The 19,541-nt window shown below is 65.5% G+C and carries 13 protein-coding genes; 7 read left to right on the forward strand and 6 right to left on the reverse strand.

What is annotated here, in order from left to right; all coding sequences use genetic code 11:
• Window positions 1-112: 112 nt before the first annotated feature.
• Genes SCH01S_RS09745 through SCH01S_RS09755 form a run of 3 tightly spaced genes read left to right on the forward strand, consistent with a single transcriptional unit; the run spans window position 113 to window position 5,690 of the window.
• Entirely contained in the window at window positions 113-3,310 is a 3,198-nt protein-coding gene (locus tag SCH01S_RS09745) for a VPS10 domain-containing protein (protein WP_052733887.1), read from the forward strand.
• Between the two features lie 48 nt (window positions 3,311-3,358).
• On the forward strand, window positions 3,359-4,570 hold the full coding sequence (locus tag SCH01S_RS09750; RefSeq protein WP_157032885.1) for a hypothetical protein: 1,212 nt from the start codon (window positions 3,359-3,361) through the stop codon (window positions 4,568-4,570).
• 25 nt (window positions 4,571-4,595) lie between these two features.
• The gene (locus SCH01S_RS09755; protein WP_052733896.1) at window positions 4,596-5,690 is read left to right on the forward strand and encodes an alpha/beta fold hydrolase; all 1,095 of its coding nucleotides are present in this window, start codon (window positions 4,596-4,598) and stop codon (window positions 5,688-5,690) included.
• Window positions 5,691-5,833: 143 nt separating this feature from the next.
• Here the strand turns inward: SCH01S_RS09755 and SCH01S_RS09760 are convergent, their stop codons facing one another.
• Both SCH01S_RS09760 and SCH01S_RS09765 read right to left on the reverse strand, forming a co-directional pair.
• Window positions 5,834-6,292, reverse strand: a complete 459-nt coding sequence (locus tag SCH01S_RS09760) for a YybH family protein (protein ID WP_245612220.1) — start codon at window positions 6,290-6,292, stop codon at window positions 5,834-5,836.
• Window positions 6,289-7,698: an amidohydrolase family protein gene (locus tag SCH01S_RS09765; RefSeq protein ID WP_245612221.1), complete on the reverse strand. Its 1,410-nt coding sequence runs from the start codon at window positions 7,696-7,698 to the stop codon at window positions 6,289-6,291. Before SCH01S_RS09765 ends, SCH01S_RS09760 begins: the two co-directional genes overlap by 4 nt.
• Before the next feature lie 347 nt (window positions 7,699-8,045).
• Between SCH01S_RS09765 and SCH01S_RS09770 the strand changes: the two genes are divergently transcribed.
• Together SCH01S_RS09770 and SCH01S_RS09775 are read left to right on the forward strand one after the other, a co-directional pair.
• Window positions 8,046-10,994, forward strand: a complete 2,949-nt coding sequence (locus SCH01S_RS09770) for a TonB-dependent receptor domain-containing protein (protein ID WP_046348609.1) — start codon at window positions 8,046-8,048, stop codon at window positions 10,992-10,994.
• Window positions 10,995-11,163: 169 nt separating this feature from the next.
• Complete coding sequence (locus tag SCH01S_RS09775; protein ID WP_245612222.1) at window positions 11,164-12,705, forward strand: amidohydrolase family protein; 1,542 nt, start codon at window positions 11,164-11,166, stop codon at window positions 12,703-12,705.
• A gap of 87 nt (window positions 12,706-12,792) precedes the next feature.
• Here SCH01S_RS09775 and SCH01S_RS09780 read toward each other — a convergent pair whose 3' ends face one another.
• From SCH01S_RS09780 to SCH01S_RS09795, 4 genes are read right to left on the reverse strand one after another with little or no spacing between them, the layout of a single operon-like run.
• Window positions 12,793-14,223: an amino acid permease gene (locus tag SCH01S_RS09780; RefSeq protein WP_046348610.1), complete on the reverse strand. Its 1,431-nt coding sequence runs from the start codon at window positions 14,221-14,223 to the stop codon at window positions 12,793-12,795.
• Window positions 14,224-14,272: 49 nt separating this feature from the next.
• Window positions 14,273-14,920 (reverse strand): GntR family transcriptional regulator, encoded by a 648-nt coding sequence (locus tag SCH01S_RS09785; protein ID WP_046348611.1) that lies wholly within the window; start codon window positions 14,918-14,920, stop codon window positions 14,273-14,275.
• A gap of 7 nt (window positions 14,921-14,927) precedes the next feature.
• Window positions 14,928-15,926 (reverse strand): 4-hydroxyproline epimerase, encoded by a 999-nt coding sequence (locus SCH01S_RS09790; protein WP_046348612.1) that lies wholly within the window; start codon window positions 15,924-15,926, stop codon window positions 14,928-14,930.
• Between the two features lie 12 nt (window positions 15,927-15,938).
• On the reverse strand, window positions 15,939-16,862 hold the full coding sequence (locus SCH01S_RS09795) for a dihydrodipicolinate synthase family protein (protein WP_046348613.1): 924 nt from the start codon (window positions 16,860-16,862) through the stop codon (window positions 15,939-15,941).
• A gap of 48 nt (window positions 16,863-16,910) precedes the next feature.
• On the opposite strand from SCH01S_RS09795, the gene SCH01S_RS09800 reads away from it, so the two are divergent.
• Window positions 16,911-18,200, forward strand: coding sequence for an NAD(P)/FAD-dependent oxidoreductase (locus tag SCH01S_RS09800; protein WP_046348614.1), 1,290 nt, complete (start codon window positions 16,911-16,913; stop codon window positions 18,198-18,200).
• Window positions 18,197-19,399 carry a M24 family metallopeptidase gene (locus SCH01S_RS09805; protein ID WP_046348615.1) on the forward strand — a complete coding sequence of 401 codons (1,203 nt, stop codon included), beginning with the start codon at window positions 18,197-18,199 and terminating at the stop codon, window positions 19,397-19,399. Before SCH01S_RS09800 ends, SCH01S_RS09805 begins: the two co-directional genes overlap by 4 nt.
• The last annotated feature ends 142 nt before the right edge of the window (window positions 19,400-19,541 follow it).

Genomic DNA, 19,541 nt, shown 5'->3' on the forward strand with positions numbered 1-19,541 from the left:
GAGCGCCGTCGATCGGCGCCGGCGACGACCTTTCATCGCCGGTTGACCGCCGCGTCTTCTCGGGTTCATAAAGGTATATAGTATACGAGAACACTGGAGCGGGAGGATTCTGATGCGCCGATACGGTCTGATGCTGGCAGCGGCTTCATTCTTCGCAATCGGGGCGGCCCACGCTCAAGCAAGGGAAGAGCATAAGCCGGCGGAGTTCGGCTTCCGCTTCCTCGGGCCGGTGGTCGGAAACCGCATCGCATCCTTTGCCGCGGCGCCGGGCGATCACCTCAATTATTATGCCGGCGCGGCCTCCGGCGGCATCTTCAAGTCCGTCGACGGCGGCAGCAAATGGACGCCAGTTTTCGACGACCAGAACGTCGCCGCGATCGGCGCGCTTGCCGTCGCGCCGTCCGATCCGAAGACGGTGTGGGCGGGCACCGGCGAAGCCTGGGCTATCCGCGACATCGACGTGACCGGCAACGGCGTCTACAAATCGACCGACGGCGGCAAGACCTGGGCTCACATGGGCCTGGATGCGACCGGCCGCATCGGCCGCATCCTGGTCGATCCGACCAATGCGAACAGCGTCTATGTGTGCGCGCTCGGCCGCCTTTCCGGTCCGCAGCAGGAGCGCGGCGTCTATCATACCGCGGACGGCGGCCAGACCTGGCAACGCCAGCTGTTCGTCGATGACAAGACCGGCTGCTCCGGCCTATCGATGGACGCCAAGGACCCGAAGACGATCTATGCCGGCACCTGGCAGGTAAAGATGCGCACCTGGGGCGAATATAGCGGTGGCCCCGGCAGCGGCGTCTATGTGACTCGCGACGGCGGCGCGCATTGGCAGCGGATCGTCGGCCACGGCCTGCCGACCACGCCGGTCGGCAAGATCGACGTGGCGGTCGCGCCGTCCGATTCGAACCGCGTCTATGCGCTGATCCAGACCAATGGCCTGGGCTCGCTGTGGCGGTCCGACGATGCCGGGCAGAATTGGCGCACCGTGTCCTGGGACCGCAAGCTGATCGGGCGTGCCGGCTATTACATCCACCTGATGGTCTCGCCGGTGGACCCGAACCGGATCATCGTCGCCAACAGCAGCGTCAGCCAGTCGACCGATGGCGGCACGACCTTCGACGTCGTGCGCTGGGGCGGCGACACGCATGATATCTGGTGGGACCCGAAGGACGCCGACCATTTCGCGATCACCAATGACGGCGGCATCAACCTCACCACCAACGGCGGCAAGAGCACCCAGAAGTTCACGTTCCCGATCGGGCAGATGTACCACGTCGCGGTGGACGATCAGACGCCGTATTATGTCTACACCAACATGCAGGACAACGGCACGATGCGGGGGCCCAGCCTGCCGATCGGCGGCCGTCCCTCGGATCAGGGTTGGGATCACAAGATCGGCGGCTGCGAAAGCGGCTTCACCCTGCCCGACCCGAGCGACCCCGACACTGTCTGGGCCACCTGCTATTCGAACGAAGTGACGGTCTGGGACGGCCGCACCAACCGCGCCCGATCAGTCAGCCCGTGGCTGCACACGATGGACTCGGTGCCGGGCGAAGTCCCCTATCGCTGTCACTGGACGCCGCCGCTGGCGATCGATCCGTTCGATCCCAAGTCGGTCTATTATGGCTGTCAGGTCGTCTTCAAGACGACGAACAAGGGGCAGAGCTGGAAGGTGGTCAGCCCCGACCTGTCGCGCCAGGACCCCCAATATATCAAATCGTCGGGCGGCATCGTCGGCGACAACCTCGGCCAGTTCGCGCCGGAAGTCGTGTTCGCGATCGCGCCGTCGCAGATCAAGCAGGGCCTGGTCTGGGCCGGCACCAATGACGGCAAGATCTGGTACACGCCGGACGGCGGCGCGAAATGGGTCGACGTCACCGCCGGGCTGAAAGGAACCGGGGTGCCGGAACTCGGCACCGTCACCAGCATCGAGCCGTCGCACTTCGATCCGGCGGTCGCATACGTCACCATCGATGCGCACCTGATCGACGATCGCGATCCGTACATCCTGAAGACGACCGATTCCGGCAAGACCTGGACCCGCATCGATGCGTCGCTGCCCAAGGGGCCGCTCGCCTATACCCGCAACGTCTCGGAAGATCCGAACGTCAAGGGGCTGCTGTTCGCCGGCACCGGCAACGCTTTTTATTACTCGCTGGACGACGGCAAGAACTGGACCCATTTCCGCACCGGTCTTCCACCCGCGCCTGTCACCTGGACCGTCGCGCAGAAGCGTTTCCACGACCTCGTGGTTTCGACCTATGGGCGCGGCATCTACATCCTCGACGACATCTCGCCGCTTGAGGAGATGGCCAAGAACGGCAAGCCGACCGCCCCGACCTTCTTCGCGCCGCGCGAGACCTATCGCCTGCAGAACGCCAAGGCCTATTTCACCTATTGGCTGCCGACCGCTGCCAAGGGCGATGTGACCGCCGAGATCGTCGATGCCGCCGGCAAGCCGGTCCGCACGCTCCATTCGACGGCGCACGAGGGCCTGAACCGCATTGCCTGGGACATGCGCTACGATCCGCTGCGCACGATCGAGCTGCGGACGATCCCGCCGGAAAACCCGCATATCTGGGACGATACCCGCTTCAAGGGTAAGGACTGGCGGCCGATCACCCATTGGGGCATGCCGCCGCACCAGCCGGGACCGGTCGCGACGCCGGGCCAGTATCGGGTCAAGATCACTGTCGACGGCCAGAGTTATGAGCAGCCGCTGGTGCTGCTGCCCGATCCCAAGTCGCCGGGCTCGCCCGAGGATCTGAACCGCACGCTTGCGCTGCAGCTGCGCATCCGCGACGATGTCGGCCACATCTCCGATATGGTGAACCTGATCGAGCGTCAGCGGCGCCAGCTCGACGAGTTGCGCGCGAGCGGTGACACCGGCGTCTCGGCCAAGCAGATCGATGCGATGGACGCCAAGCTGCAGGCGGTCGAATACAGCCTGTTCCAGAAGGCGCTCGCCGCCAGCGACGACAAATATTACACGAACACCTGGAAGAGCTATTACAACCTGCTCTGGCTGAACGGCGAGATCGGCACCGGCGCCGGCGACGTGGCGGGCGGCGGCGATTTCGGCCCCACCGATACCGCGCCGGTGCTGCTCGACGGCATCGAGAAGGAGATCGCGAAGGCGACCGTCGGTTACCAGACCGTGATGGGACGCGACGTGCCGGCCTTCAACCGGCTGCTCGCCGCCAAGGGCAAGCAGCCGCTGATCACGGCGCTCCCCGTCGAAACCGCCGATCAGGACGAAGGCTATGGCAACGAGGATTTCGCCGATGCCGACGACGACGGCTGACGCTAAGCCTGTATAGACGATAGCTGAAACGGCGGCGGGGAGAGCGACATGGGTCGGATCGGATGGACGGGGATTTCTGCGGTCGTGCTGGCCATGGCCTTCCCCGCCCAGGCGCAGGCGCCCCAGGTCGAATCCGACGGCTATACGCGGTACGAATTGCTGGCGCCCGGCAGCCATAAGTTCCGCATTCTGTACGAGATCACGGCCAGCACGCCGGGCGCGACCGCCTATTTCAATCCGATCCGGCCCGGCAGCACCGCGACCGACGAACGCGTAACCGATCGCGCGACCGGGCAGCCGCTGAAGTTCGGTGTCGTGCCCGGCAGTGTCGCCAAGGCCGAAGGCGTCCGGAGTGCCGGGCCCGACGGCGAGTATATCCGGGTCGAGCTTGCCCGCCCCGTGCCGGCCGACGGCGGCGAAGGGCGCGTGTTCATCGACAAGACTTATGAAGACGCAAAGAGCTATTACCAGGACGGCAACACGATCGTCTTCGATCGGCCGCTTGGCGTGAAGCGCAATGCGGTGGTGCTGCCGGCCGGCTATGAGCTGGTCTCGTGCAATTACCCGGCGCAGGTGCTTCAGGAAGCGGACGGGCGGATCAAGATCGCCTTCTGGAACAACACGCCGGCCCAGGCGCCGCTGGTCATCAAGGCGCGCCCCTCACCCGGGCTGGCAGCCGCGCCGTCGAGCATGGCGAAGGCGCTCGACGAACGCGCGCACCAGAACCGCGAGATCGTCTATTTCCTGAACCCGCCCGAGACCCACAGCTTCGACCTTTATCACGACTATACCGAGAGCCGCCCGGGCGTCGGCACCTATGTGAATATCGTGCGCACCGGCAGTGCCGCCTCTAAGCCCTCCGCGCGCAACCTCGATACCGGCCAGCCGCTAAAATGGGAGCTGATGAAGGGCGCCGACATCCTGAAGGCCGACCCCGCGGAAAAGGGTGTCACGGCCGAGACCGAGGCCGTCGTCTTCCACTTCGATCCCGTGAAGCCCGGCGGAAGCGCGCGGCTGCGCTTTTCGGAAACCTATACCGATCCGGACCGCTACAAGCTGGTCGGAGACGAGCTGGTGTGGCACCGGTCCTTTGGTCGCCCGCTGAACACCGTCGTGCTGCCCGCCGGCTGGGTGCTGACCAACAGCTCGATTCCCGGCACGGTTACTCAGACCGACGACGGCCGCACCCGCATCGAGTTCATCAATCCGCGCACCGACGAGATTGACGTCGTCCTGACCGCCCGGCGCCGGCAATCCTGATTTCCGTGAACATGGAGCAATGCAGATGATTTCCCTCGCGATCGCGCTGCTGGCGATGCAGGCAACCCCCGCCGCGGCGGCGCCGACGTCGGCCGCCGCTCCGGCTGCAAAGCAGTGGCCGACCCGCGAAGGCGATTTCACGGTCCGCAACTTTCGCTTCCGTTCGGGCGAGACGCTGCCGGAAGTGCGGCTGCACTATACGACGCTCGGATCGCCGCACCGCAATGCGCAAGGTGAGATCGACAACGCCGTGATGGTGATCCACGGCACCGGCGGCAGCGGCAAGCAATTCCTGCGGCCGCAATTCGCGGACGAGCTTTACGGCCCCGGCCAGCCGCTCGACATCAACCGCTATTACATCATCCTGCCCGACAATGTCGGCCACGGCGGATCGTCGAAGCCCTCCGACGGCCTCAGGATGAAGTTCCCGCATTATGACTATGACGACATGGTCGAGCTGCAGCACCGGCTGCTGACCGAGGGCCTCGGCATCAAGCGCATGCGGCTGATCATGGGCACGTCGATGGGATGCATGCAGGGCTTCGTCTGGGGCGAGATGTATCCGGATTATATGCAGGCACTGATGCCGCTCGCCTGCGAGCCGATCGAGATCGCCGGGCTCAACCGGATGTGGCGGCAGCTGATCGTCGATGGCATCGAGTCCGATCCCGCCTGGATGAACGGCAACTACACCACGCAGCCGCTGCAGGGGCTGCGCACGGCCGGGTCGATCTCCGTCATTGCGGGCGGCGCGCCGCTGAATTTCCAGAAGCTGTATCCGGACAAGGACGCCGCGATCGCCGAAGTCCGCAAGCGCGTCGAGGCCGATATCGCCAGCCGCGACGCGAACGACATGATCTACCAGTTCGAATCGTCCAAGACCTACAATCCGTGGCCGAACCTCGAGAAGATCAAGGCGCCGATGACCTGGATCAATTCGGCCGACGACTTCATTAACCCACGCAACTTCACCTTCCCGCAGGAGGCCCTGAAGCGGATGCCGAACACCCGCTTCCGCCTGATCCCGGAAAGCACCGAGACGCACGGGCACGGCACGCACACATGGGCCAAGTTCTGGAAGCAGGACCTGATCGACCTGCTCGCCCGTAGCGAGCGGTAGGTCGATTACTGGCCCCAGTCGCCCTCACCCTTCCCACTCGGCTCCGCCTCGCGGGCCCCTTCCCTCTCCCGGCGGGAGAGGGAGGGAGCGGCGCAGCCGCGGAAGGGTGAGGGTGATCCAGTCACAACGCATCCAGCTCAAAGTTACTTCGCCGCGTGCGCCTCGTAGGAGGACACGTGGTTCATCGCGATCACCCAGCGGCCGTCGATCTTGCGGAACAGGCGGGTGTTGATCCCTTCCTGCGGATGATCGGGCCGCTCGAGATGATAGTGGCTGATCAGCAGCGCCGCGTCGGGCGCGAGCATGTCAACCGTCATGTCGTAGAAGTGGAGATTGCCGCGCTTTTCGGGTGAGCCGCCATAATCGCGGACATAATGATCGAGCGTACCCTGCCAACCGGCCTGGATCTTGCCGCCGGACACGAACACCACGCCGGGATTCCAGAAGCCGGCCATATAGCCGGCGAAGTCGCCGTGGTTCCAGGCCTGCTCCATCGTCGCGATGACGTTCAGGATCGCGGCCTTGTCCTCCGCCTCGCCGGCACGGGCGGGCGCGGCGGCGAGCAGCGCGAGGGCAAAGAGCGGCGCGATCAGCCTCATCATTTTGTCTTCTCCGCCTTGACGAGGAACAGCGGATGTTCGGGCAGGCGGTCGCGGTCGACCATCCGGCCCTTCGAGAACACCGCCTCCACTTTCTCGATATTGTGGATGTCCGCGATCGGATCGGCCGACAAGAGCACGAGATCGGCGATCTTGCCGGGCTCGATCGTGCCCAGCTCATTGGGCATCGCCGCAGCGGCCGCGCCGTTCTTCGTGGCCGAGACGATCGCCTGCATCGGCGTCATGCCCAGTTCGACGAAGCCCTCGATCGCGCGGATCGTGCCGATGCCCGGTTCCGCCTCGTCGGTCTTCGGCGTGCGACGGAATTCGGGCGCGTCGCCATAATAGCTGTCGGTCGCCGGCGTCACCCGGCAGCCGGCCTTGATCAGCCGTTCGGCATTGCGGTGCTGCACATCCTCGTTGTCGCCCATCATATCGAGCCGGCGCCAACGCTCGGCGCTGGTCGTGGCCGGCGGCATCTTTGCGATCCGCGCCTCAGCCTCGGCGCGATGGGCCAGGTGCCGCTGGCGATAGGCGCCGGTGATATAGTTGGCGCGCATCCCGCACAGCACGTTCTTCTGGACGATCAGCGCGATCAGATCGTCCGGCAGGTCGCGGCTCATCAGCTCGGGATGCTGGATCAGGTCGATGCCGGCTTGGACCGCGAGCCGCAGCCCTTCCGAGCTGGTCGCGTGGGTCTCGACCGGCTTGCCGCGCTTGTGGGCTTCCTCGACGATCACCGCCTGCTGGCGCGGGGAGAAGCCGATCAGCGACGGGCGCAGGAAATGGCTGGTCCCGCCATATTTGATGAAATCGACGCCCTTATCGAGATAATGGTTCATCGCCACCCGCAGCTCGTCGGGCGTCATGTCCATGATTTCCTCGCCCATGCCCTGGGCGAGCAGGTCGTTCCACTGCTCCTGGAACAGCGTCAGGTCGGAGTCCTTCGTCAGCGAGAAGGTGAGCGAGAAAGGCCCGCTCCAGCCCAGGATGTTGCCCGCCGCCTTGATCCGTGCCCCCACCACCTCGTCGCGATCGATGCGGTCGCGCACGGCCAGGATCGGCGGCAGGATGCCGTAGCTGTCGCGGATCGTCGTGACGCCATAGCGCAGCGCGCGCTGGGCGAACTCGAGCGCGAGTTCCTCGCCGCGATCGGCGTATTTGACCGAGGTGTCGCGCCGCGCAGGGTTGCCGTAGACCGATACGTGCACGTTGCTGTCGACGAAGCCGGGAAGCAGGTAGTGCCCTCGCCCATCGACGACCACGGCTCCCGCCGACTTGGCGCCGTTCGGCCCCAGCGAGACGATCCTGCCGTTTTCGATTCGTACCGTCATGTGCGGCTTCGGCGCTGCACCTGTGCCGTCGATGACGGTCACGTCGGTGATCAGCGTGGCGCGCGGGGCCGGCATGGCCGCCCAGACGACACTTCCGGAAAGCCCGAAGGCCGCGGACAGCAAGGAAACTGCGACATTACGCAGCGTCTTGAGACAGATTCTTACCACGCTCCCATTCCTCCCCGAATCACGCATTGACATCTGCAATCGCGAGTATATCGTATTTCGTATACAGTCGTAGCGGAAAGGGGCGCGATGCTGTACGTGGTAGGAAATTTCCGGGGCGGCGCAACCGCGCTGCCGTTCGCCAGCGGCGCTATGCGCCTCGCTGAAGAGGCCGATCGCATGAGATCGGCAATCCACGGCGCGCCCGCCCACCAGAACCATCAAACCAAGCAATAACCGATCAGGGAGAATCCAGGATGTCGTTCGATCACAGCCGGCGCGTGCAAACCCGTCTCCGTCATGCGCTGCTTGCCACCAGTTTTCTGTGCGCCACAACGCTGATGCCGGCGGTCGCCGCCGCGCAGGAAGCGCCGGCGCAGGCCGCGGCAGAACCGGCTCCCGACATCGTCGTCACCGGCTCGCGCCTGATTCGTCCCGACCTGACTGCGCCCAGCCCGATCACCGTCGTCAACCAGGACGCCATCAAGCTTTCGGGCAACGTCTCGCTCGAAAAGACGCTGAACGAATATCCTCAGCTCGCCTCGGGCAACACCTCGACGGTCAATAATGGCGGCAGCTCGGGCGTGCTGACCGCCAACCTGCGTGGCCTGGGCGCAACCCGCACCCTGACGCTGGTCAACGGTCGCCGGTTCATCCCTGCCGATTCCAACGGCTCTGTGGACCTTGCCAGCATTCCCGATGCCCTGATCAAGCGGGTCGAGGTGATCACCGGCGGCGCGTCCGCAGTCTACGGCTCGGATGCGATCGCCGGCGCGGTCAACTTCATCCTCGACGACAACTTCCAAGGCATCGAGGCGACGGCGCAGGCCGGCATCACCGACCGCGGCGACGCCGGCAGCAAGAAGTTCGATCTCACTTATGGCGCCGGCCTGGACGGCGGTCGCGGCAACGTGACGTTCTCCGCATCCTGGGCGACGCAGGATCCGATCACCCAGGCGGATCGCCCGTTCGGCAAGGTGCCGCTCGCGGAAATCAACGGCAAGCTCGTCTATTCGGGTTCCGGCAATATCCCCGGCACGCGCGTTCCGCTGAGCCAGGCGCAGCGCAACTCGCTGGTCGGCGTCAACCTGACCCCGACCGGCACGTGCACCTCGATCACAGGCATCCGCTTTGGGGCGGGCGGCACGCCGCTGCCTTATTGCCAGCCGGAAGACACCTACAACTACGCGCCGTTCAACCTGCTGCAACGGCCCCAAGAGCGCATCAACCTTTCGGCGCTCGCTCACTACGACTTCACCGACCACATCACCGCCTATACCGAAGCGTTCTTCGTCAATTCGCGGAACAACTCGAGGCTGGCGCCGGATTCGTTCACGCCAGTGACGCCCGGTGCGCCGTCGTCAACGCTGCTGGTGCCGAATTACGCCACCAGCGCCAGCCTTTCGCCGGCGGTTCGCGACTTCTTCGTGAACAATCGGGCGATCTTCGATCCGGACGGTGACGGCACCGCGGCCGTGGTCGGCGGCGGCCGTCGCGCCAACGAACTCGGCACGCGCGACAGCTTTTACGAGCGCCAGTCATACGAGATCACGACCGGTCTGCGCGGCGATTTCGACATCGGGTCGCAGAACTGGCGCTGGGACGCCTTCTACCAGTATATGCGCAACCGCACCGACACGCGGTCGGAAGGCGTGATCAACCAGACCCGTCTGAGCCTCGGGCTCGACTCGATCGTGAACGCGCAAGGGCAGGTCGTCTGCCGCTCCGGTGTGCCGGGTTGCGTGCCCGTCTCGATCTTTGGCCTCAACTCGATCACGCCGGCAGCGGGCAAGTATCTGACGCCGACGCGGAACAGCCATGACATCTTCCAGCGCCAGGTTGCGGGTGCGTCGCTCAGCGGTGCGTTGTTCGACCTTCCGGCGGGCCCGGTAGCGGTCGCGGCCGGCGTCGAATACCGCAAGGATCAGTACGAATCCGTGCCGAGCGCGATGGACCTGAACAACGAATATGGCGCCGCGTCGAGCAACGCGCTGGCCGGCTCCTTCGACGTCAAGGAAGTGTTTGGTGAGCTGCGGATCCCGATCCTGAAGGACAAGCCGTTCTTTAATACGCTCGCGATTGAGGGGGCCGCCCGCTATTCGGATTATTCGACGATCGGCGGCGTGTTCACCTGGAAGCTGGGCGGCGAATATGCGCCGGTCGACTGGATCCGGTTCCGCGGCGCCTATAACCGCGCCATCCGCGCGCCCAACATCAACGAGCTGTTCTCCGCGCGGGGCCAGGGCTTCACGGGCGGCACCGATCCGTGCGCTCGTCCGAACCTGACGGGTGCGGATACCCGGAGCGCAGCGCTGCAGCAGTTCTGCGTGGCTCAGGGTGTGCCGGCGGCTGACATCGCGACCTTCACCCAGGCGACTTTGGGCCTGACGCAGGAAACGGGCGGCAACCCGAACCTGCATGAGGAGAAGTCGAAGACCTACACGATCGGTGCGGTGGTTTCTCCGCCCTTCATCCCGCGGTTCAACCTGACTGCCGACTATTTCAATGTCGAAGTGTCGGGGGCGATCACCACGATCAACGCGCAGCAGACGCTCAACGACTGCTACACGACCCTCAACGCGAGCAGCCCGACCTGTAAGTCGATCTTCCGCCTGTCGAGCGGCCAGATCGATTTCGTCCGCACCAGTCAGAACAACATCGGCGCGCTGAAGGTGCGCGGCCTCGACGTGCAGGCCGACTATCGCGTGCCCCTGCCCGCCGCAGTCGAGATCGGCGGCGAGCCTGCCAACCTGTCGCTGCAGGCAGTCGGCAGCTGGCTCTTCGAACGCTCGACGCAGGTGTTGAGCAGCGTGCCTGCCCAGGATTGCGCGGGCTTCTACGGCGCGGGCTGCTCGACCGGCACCGGCGGCTTCATCATCCCGGACTTCAAGCTGAACCTGAGCGCGATCTACAGCAGCGGTCCGCTGACGGTCCGGGGCCAGGGCCGGATGATCGGGGGTCTGAACGTCTATCCGACGCTGTTGGACAAGACGATCGTCAAGTCGGCGCCGTCGGTCTGGTATTTCGACCTGACCGCCAACGTCGACCTCAGCAAGAACTTCACCTTCTTCGCGGGCGTCAACAACCTGTTCGACAAGATGCCCCCGATCCTCGGAACGACATTCGTCGGCGACGCAAACGTCGACGTGTCGCTCTACGACACGCTCGGCCGGCGCTATTTCGCCGGACTTCGCATGAAGTTCTGAGGATCACCCTGCGGCCGGCGGATTCCCCTTTATCCGCCGGCCGCTTCAATTCGGGGGGACGGGGGGAAATATGAAATCAAAGCTGCGAACCCTTGGTGCTGCGCTGCTTGGCGCCACCGCATTGCTGACAGGTCCGCTTGTCCCTGCCCCGTTGCAGGCCCAAACCCAGGTGGCCGACGTGATCCCCCCGCGCACAGAAGGGATCGGCCCGTTCCAGCGCGTCGTGCTGCGCAACGTCACGATGATCGACGGAACCGGCGCACCCGCCCAAGGGCCGGTCGATATCGTGCTGTCGGGCGACCGGATCGCCGAGATCAGGACGATCGGCGCGCCCGGCAAGATCGACGAATCCGCACGCGCCGCCAAGGGCGACTATGAGCTCGACCTGACCGGCTATTACGTGCTTCCGGGCTTCGTCGATGCGCATGTGCATCTCCACAACCTGAACGACGCCCAGCATGTGCCGTCCGACTATATCCTGAAGCTATGGATGGCGAACGGCGTCACGTCGGTGCGCGAGGTGGGCAGCGACCGCCCGATCGAATGGCTCGCGGACATCAAAGCCCGCAGCGCGCGCAACGAGATCGTCGCGCCGCACATCGATATCTATCCCTTCTTCCACAAGATCCGGACCACGCCGGTCAACGATCCCGTGCAGGCGCGGTTGGCTGTCCAGGAGGCCAAGAAGCGGGGCGCCGACGGCATCAAGTTCATCGGCGGGCCCGAGGACGTGCTGTTCGCGGCGATCGAGGAAGCCCACAAGCTCGGCCTCCACACGACGATGCACCACGCCCAGCCGAGCGTCGCCTATGCCAATGTGCTGACCACGTCGGAACACGGCCTGGAATCGATGGAGCATTGGTACGGCCTGCCGGAAGCGATGTTCACCGATCGCAAGCTCCAGCGCTGGCCGAATGACTTCGTCAACAATGACGAGCAGGAGCGCTTCGGCGAGTCCGGGCGGCTCTGGGCGCAGACCGCCGCGCCTGGATCGGCGAAATGGGAAGAGGTCATGCAGACCCTGCTCGACCGCAAATTCACGCTCGATCCGACCTTCACCGCCTATCTCGCCAGCCGCGACCTGATGCGAATGAGCCGGGCCACCTGGCATTCCGACTACACGCTCCCGGCACTGTGGGACTATTACCGCCCCAACCGCTCCCACCACGGCTCCTACTGGTTCGACTGGACGACCGAGGACGAAGTCGCCTGGAAGGAGAATTACCGGCTCTGGATGCAGTTCGTGAACGAATACAAGAATCGCGGCGGCCGCGTCACCGTGGGCAGCGATTCAGGCTATATCTACAACCTCTACGGCTTCGGCTATGTTCAGGAACTGGAGCTGCTGCGTGAGGCAGGCTTCTCGCCGCTTGAGGTGATCCATTCCGCGACCCAGGAAGGGGCGCGGCTGCTGGGCCATGAGGATCAGGTCGGCACGATCCGGGTCGGGCGCAAGGCCGACCTGGTGGTGGTCAAGGGCAATCCGCTGGCGAACCTGAAGCTGCTGTTCGGCACCGGCACGCTGCATCTCGACGACAAGACCGGCAAGGTCGAGCGGATCGGCGGGATCGCCTGGACGATCAAGGACGGCATTTTGTACGACGCCCGCCAGCTCCGCGCCGAGATCCGCAAGATGGTGCTGGATGCGAAGACCGCGAGAGGTCTGCCGGCCGGCGCGATGGCGATCGAAACCGCCGAGTCCGAGCAATGATATCCAACAGTCGGGCACCGTCTCCCTGAACCCGCGGCACCCGGCAACGGAGGGGCGGTCGCGGTAGCGCGGCCGCCCCTTTTTCGTTCAAGCCTCGACGGCGGGCCGGTCCATCCCGACCATGCTGCGGGCACGGCTGTAGACGAAATAGACCACCAGCCCGATCGCATTCCAGATCAGGAAACGGATGAGCGTCGAGCTGGGCAGGCTGACCAGCAGATAGATGCAGCCCAGCACCGCCAGCGATCCGATCAGATAGGGCGCCGGGCAGCGGAACACGCGCGGCATCTCGGGCGCGCGGCGACGCAGCACCATCAGGCACACGCCGACCGAGATGAACGCGAGCAGCGTGCCGGCATTGGCCAGGGCAGCGATCTCGCCGACGTCGAAAAAGGCGGCGATCAGCGACACGAACAGGCAGGTGATGCCGGTCACGAACACCGGCGTGCCGGTGCGCTTCGACACGCTGGAGAGCCTGCGCGGCAGCAGGCCATCGCGCGCCATCGCAAAGAAGATGCGGCTTTGCCCGTACATCATCACCAGGATCACCGACGGCAGCGCGACCAGCGCCGCACTCGCGACGACCCAGGAGACGACCGGATGCCCAAGGGCGCGCAAGGCGAGCGCGAGCGGCTCGGGCGAGCCGCCCAGCGTGGTGTAGGACACTGCCCCTACCGCAGCGACCGCCACGAGGATGTAGATCGTGGTCGACAGCGCCATCGAACCGACGATGCCGATGGTCAGGTCGCGCTTGGGATTGCGCGTTTCCTCGGCCGACGTCGCGACCGCATCGAACCCGTAAAAGGCGAAGAAGACGATCGCCGCCGCCGCCATCACGCCGCGCTTCTCCCCGCCCTGCATATGACTACCGAAGCCATAGGGCATGAAAGGATCCAGGTTGGCCGAGTTGAAGGACGGCATCACGACGACGACGAACACGGCCAGCGCGGCGAGCTTGATCACCACGAGCAGGATGTTGACCGTCGCGCTTTCCCGCGTTCCGGCCATCAGCATCGCGGCGATGCCGACCGACACCAGCACCGCCGGCAGGTTGATGATGCCGCCTGCGTGCGGCCCTCCCAGAAGCCAGTGAGGCAGATGCACCCCCGTGGACTCGAGCAATCCGACCAGATAGCCGGACCAACCCACCGCCACGCCGGAGCAGGCGAGCGAATATTCGAGGATCAGGCTCCAGCCGACGATCCAGGCAAGCGTCTCGCCCAGCACGGAGTAGGTATAGGTATAGGCGCTGCCGGAAGCCGGGATCAGCGTCGCCAGCTCCGCATAGGCAAGCGCCGCGCATGCGCACACGGCACCCGCGATCGCGAACGCAAGGATCACCGCCGGGCCGGCGCGCTCCGCACCGACGCCGGTCAGCGTGTAGATGCCGGTGCCGACGATTGCGCCCACGCCCAACGCCACGAGGTGCGGCCAGCTGAGCGTCGGGCGCAGGCTATGCCCGGCCTCCCGCTGCGACGCTTCAATGGGCTTGATGGGCCCGAACAATCCTGCTGCCACTTACTGGTCCCCTCCTCAATCGAGGCCGACGGCAGCCGGCCCGCTCTTATTATTCCTCGACGAGCTGCAGATGCAGATCCTCGATCGTCTTGCCGATATGCGCGTGCACTAGGTCGGCCACGCGTCCGATGTCGCGCGCCAGCCATGCCTGCAGCAGCTCGCGATGTTCTTCGTTGGCGCGCTCGTCGCGGCCCAGCGGCTCGAGATGCATGCGCACATAGCGCTCCGAAAGCACCTGCAGTCGCTCGAGGATATTGACCGTGATCGGCTTGCCGCACGGGCGGAACAGGGCGCGGTGGAACGCGCGGTTGAAGGCGCCGACGCCATCGCCACGCTCGTCGGTCACGTTATAAAGCGTGTTCAGCGTCTCGACCGCATGGGCGTGATCGGCCTCGGTCGCGAGCTCGGCGGCGAGCGCGGTCGCTTCCGGCTCCAGCTTGATACGAAGTTCGTAGACTTCCTTCGCTTCCGACGTGCTGAGCGGCGCTACGAAGAAACCGCGATTGGCCTGCGATCGGATCAGCCCTTCTTCCTCGAGACGCGCGAGCGCCTCGCGGAGAGGGATCTTGCTGACGCCGAGCTCGGCGGCGAGCGCGTCCTGGCGGATCGCCTGCTCCGTCGACACGGCGCCGGACAGAATGCGGTTGCGGACAAGGTCGACCAGCTGGTCGGAGAGGGTGCGGATGACGAGGCTCATGAATGCCTCATACCACTGAAAACCCCTTCCAGAAGTGGTCCGATTGATCCACCCAGATCGTGTTGAAGCCGGTGGCGATGGCCGACCCTTCGATCGAGGGAATGATCGCAGGCGTGCCGCCGAGCGTCGTGGCTTCTTCCACCCGCCCGACGAAACGGCTGCCGATATAGCTTTCGTGCACGAACCGGTCGCCGACCGCCAGCTTGCCCTTCGCGACGAGGTGCGCCAGCCGGGCCGACGTGCCGGTGCCGCACGGGCTGCGGTCGATCGCCCGCTCGCCATAGAAAACGGCGTTGCGGCCGTCTGCGCCCTCGCCTTTCGGCTTGTCGGCCCAGAGGACATGGCTGACGCCGCGAATGCGATCGTCCACCGGGTGAACCGGTTCATAGACCTCGCGAACGAGCGAGCGGATCGTGCGGCTCAGCTCGACGATCCGCGAGGCGCCAAGGTCGTCGAGGCCTCGATAGGCACCCTGCGGCTCCACGATCGCATAATAATTGCCGCCATAGGACACATCGAGAGTCAGTGGCCCGAAGCCGGGCACGTCGATCGCGATTCCTTCCGCCGCCAGATAGGCGGGAACGTTTCGAATGCGGACCCAGGTGACCTTGTCGCCCTCCTGGCCGTACTCGATGTCGATCACGCCGGCGGGGACTTCGACACGAAGCTTGCCCGGTTCGCGCGGCGTAATCAGCCCATGTTCCAGCCCGAACGTAACCATGCCGATCGTGCCGTGGCCGCACATCGGCAGGCATCCGCTCGTCTCGATGAACAGGATACCGACGTCACTGTCCGGCTGTGTGGGCGGGTAGAGAAACCCGCCCGACATCATGTCGTGGCCGCGCGGCTCGAAGCAGAGGCTGGTGCGAATCCAGTCGAACCGTTCCAGGAAATCCTGCCGTCGCTCGCCCATCGAGTTGCCGCGCAGCAGCGGCGCCCCACCGGCGACCAGACGAACGGGGTTCCCCGCCGTGTGGCCGTCGATGCAGAAGAAGGTATGGCGCATGCAGTCAGACGCTCACGCAGCCCGCGGGCGGGCTTTGCTCGGCTGGGTCGCGGCGCATTGCTCGACCCAGGCGATCACGTCCTTGCGGCGCTGCCCGGTCAGCGGCAGGCGCGGCATCCGCACCCGCTCCGACCCGCGGCCCATGATCTGCTCCGCCAGCTTGATCGACTGGACGAGGTCGTGCTCCGCATCAAGGTGGAGCAGCGGCATGAACCAGCGATAGATCGCCAGCGCCTCGTCATATTTTCCTTCTTCGAATGCGGCGACGAGCCGGACCGATTCCGTGGGGAACGCGCTGGTCAGGCCCGAGACCCAGCCGCTCGCACCGAGGAACAGGCCCTCGAGCGCGACATCGTCCAGGCCTGCCATCACCGTATAGCGATCGCCGAAGCGATTGAAGACATCGGTGAAGCGGCGCGGATCGGGCGCGCTTTCCTTGATGCAGACGATGTTCGGAACGTCGGACAACGCGTCCAGCGTCGCGAAATCGACACCGACCCGGTAAGCAGGCGGGTTGTTGTAGAGCATGACCGGCAGCGACGTCGCGCTGGCGACGGTGCGGAAATGGGCCTGCAGCTCCTCGGGCGTGGGGACATAGACCATCGCCGGCAGCAGCATGACCGCGTCGGCGCCCAGCTTTTCGGCATCGCGCGCATAATCGACCGCGCGCGCCGTCGTGAATTCGGAGACGCCCGCGACAATCGGCACGCGCCCCGCCGCCGCTTCGACCGCGCCTTTCAAGATCGCGCGCTTTTCCTGGGGCTCGAGCGAATTATTCTCGCCGCAGGTTCCAAGGATCACAAGCCCGTCCACGCCGTCGTCGATCAGCGCGGATTGCACGCGCTGCGTCGCGTCGAGGTCGACCGACAGATCCTCGGCAAATTGGGTGGTAGCTGCGGGATAGACACCTTCCCACAGTTTCCGCGACGATGTCATTCAAAACCTCCGTTGAAGCTGAAAATCGTATACGGTATATGATGAACCATGCAAACTGATTTTTCAGTGTCTTCGGACGAACGCGCCGCTTCTGAGACGGCAATTGTGATTGGCGGCGGCGTGGTCGGGCTAGCGACCGCGCTCAATCTGCAGCTGCAAGGGATAGCGACAAAACTGTTCGACATGCCCACCGAATCCCCTGCGGCATCATGGGGCAATGCGGGGCATATCGCCATCGAACAATGCGAGCCGCTCGCTTCGGCCGCGTCGATTTGCTCGATGCCGAAGCGGCTGTTCTGGCGCGGCGGCGCGCTGTCGCTGCCGCTGCGCGACATCGGCGCATGGCTGCCCTTCTCGCTGCGGTTGCTCGGCGCCGTGCGGCCGACTCGCTTCGAAAGCGGGTGCAAGGCGCTCGGTCGTGCGCTGGATGAGGCGATGGTGGCCTGGCAACGTCTGCTCGATCGGATCGGCGCGCGGGAGCTTCTTCTCGAAGACGGCCACTTCATCCTCTGGGAAAGCGAAGCCAGCGCCCGGGCCGGGCGTGCCCATTGGCAGGCGGCCAACCTTGGTAAGGCAGCGCTTCGCGATGCGACGCCCGAAGAGCTGGCGCAGCTGGCCAAATTGACGCGGGCGCCGATCGCCGGCGCGGTGCGTTTTTCAGGGTCCGGGCAGATCGCCGACTTGCCGGCGCTGGGCGAGGCTCTGGTCGCGAGCTTCGAGGCGGCGGGAGGAACGCGCGTCGAAGCGAAGATTGCGCGGCTGGATGTGGAGAATGGACGCGCCGCCGCGGTGGCTGAGGACGGCGCCCGCTGTGATGCGGAGGCCATTATCGTCACTGCCGGTGTTGCGTCGCGCACGCTTATGGAGCCGATCGGGCACGTGGTGCCGCTGATCGCCGAGCGCGGCTATCATATCCAGTCGGCGCACAGCGACTGGCCGATGGGGATGCCGCCCGTCGTGTTCGAGGATCGCTCGATGATCGTCACGCGCTTCCGATCGGGTCTGCGGGCGGCGAGCTTCGTCGAGTTCGGCCGCGCCAGCCGGCCCGCCGACCCGCGCAAATGGGCCCGCCTGCGCAAGCACGTGGCCGCGCTCGGTCTGCCGTTTTGCCTGCCCGGGCGCGAATGGATGGGCGCGCGGCCGACCCTGCCCGACTATCTGCCCGCCATCGGCCGCAGCCGCCGCGCGGGCAACCTGCTCTACGCATTCGGGCATCAGCATCTCGGCTTGACGCTCGCCGCCACGACCGCCGAGGCAGTCGCGGCATTGGCAAGCGGGGACGCCCCGCCGTTCGACCTCACCCCGTTCGATATCGACCGTTTTGGAGTGCGCGCATGACGACAGGAATAGGCGGGTCGAGCACGACCCAGGAACTCGCTGCGATCCGACCGTGGGCAAACCCCGCCCCTCCCATCGGCAACGAGGAGCGGCAAGCGCGGCTGGACAAGGCCCGGCGCCTGACCGCCGAGACGGGCGCGGGTGCGCTGCTGATCGGGGCGGGCGCCAGCCTGCGCTATTTCGCCGGGATTTCCTGGTCCGCGAGCGAGCGGCTGGTGGCGATGCTGCTGCCGGTGAACGGCAGGCCGATCGTGATCGCGCCAGCATTCGAACTCGGGACGCTGGAAGCAGAGCTGAACATCGAAGCCGATCTGCGGCTGTGGGAAGAAGATGAAAATCCGTTCGCCCTGGTCGCGGACGCAATGCGCGAGACCGGCCAATCGACGCTCGCGATCGATCCGGCCATGTCGTTCCTGTTCGTCGAACGGCTTCGGCGCGCGGCGCCGTCGCTCGATATCGTCGAGGGCAGTCCGATCGTCGACGGCTGCCGGATGTACAAGTCGCCGGCCGAGATTGCGCTGCTGCAGCAGGCCAAGTCGATGACGCTGGAGGTCCACCGCCGCGCCGCCCGCGCTTTAGCGCCCGGGATCAGGGCTAGCGAAGTCACGCGTTTCTTCGATGAAGCGCACCGGGCGATCGGCGCGCCGGGCGGCAACAGCTTCTGCATCGTCCAGTTCGGCCGCTCGACCGCCTTCCCGCATGGCCTGCCGGGCGACGCGGCGCTGCGCGAGGGCGACATCGTGCTGATCGACGTCGGATGCGTCATCCAGGGCTATCATTCCGACATCACGCGCACCTACGTTTTCGGCGAGGCGAATGCGGAGCAGCGCCGGATCTGGAACCTGGAAAAGGAAGCACAGGCCGCCGCGTTCGACGCGGCCCAGCCCGGCCGGCCGTGCGAGGAGGCCGACGCCGCCGCGCGATGGGTGCTCGAAAAGGCGGGACTGGGCCCGGACTATCGCCTACCTGGCCTGCCGCACCGCACCGGCCACGGCATCGGCTTGTCGATCCACGAGCCGGCCTATCTGGTGCGCGGCGACCGCACGCCGCTCGCGACCGGCATGTGCTTTTCGAACGAGCCGATGATCGTGGTGCCCGACCAATTTGGCGTCCGGCTCGAAGATCATTTCTACATGACGGACAACGGCCCGGCCTGGTTCACCGAGCCGTCCCATTCGATCGACAATCCGTTCGGCTAGAGCGGTTTGCAGTGCGATCGATTTTCACCGCTCGTCCCGAGCGGTGCGCGCAAGCGCGAAGTCGAGGGGCGCGGGCCTAGAGTTCGGAGCAGCGCCCCACGACTTCGCTCGGGACGAGCGAACCGGATTGCGCGCAAGTCCC

This window comes from Sphingomonas changbaiensis NBRC 104936 (assembly GCF_000974765.1).
In the GTDB taxonomy this organism is placed as follows: Bacteria; Pseudomonadota; Alphaproteobacteria; order Sphingomonadales; family Sphingomonadaceae; genus Sphingomonas_B; species Sphingomonas_B changbaiensis.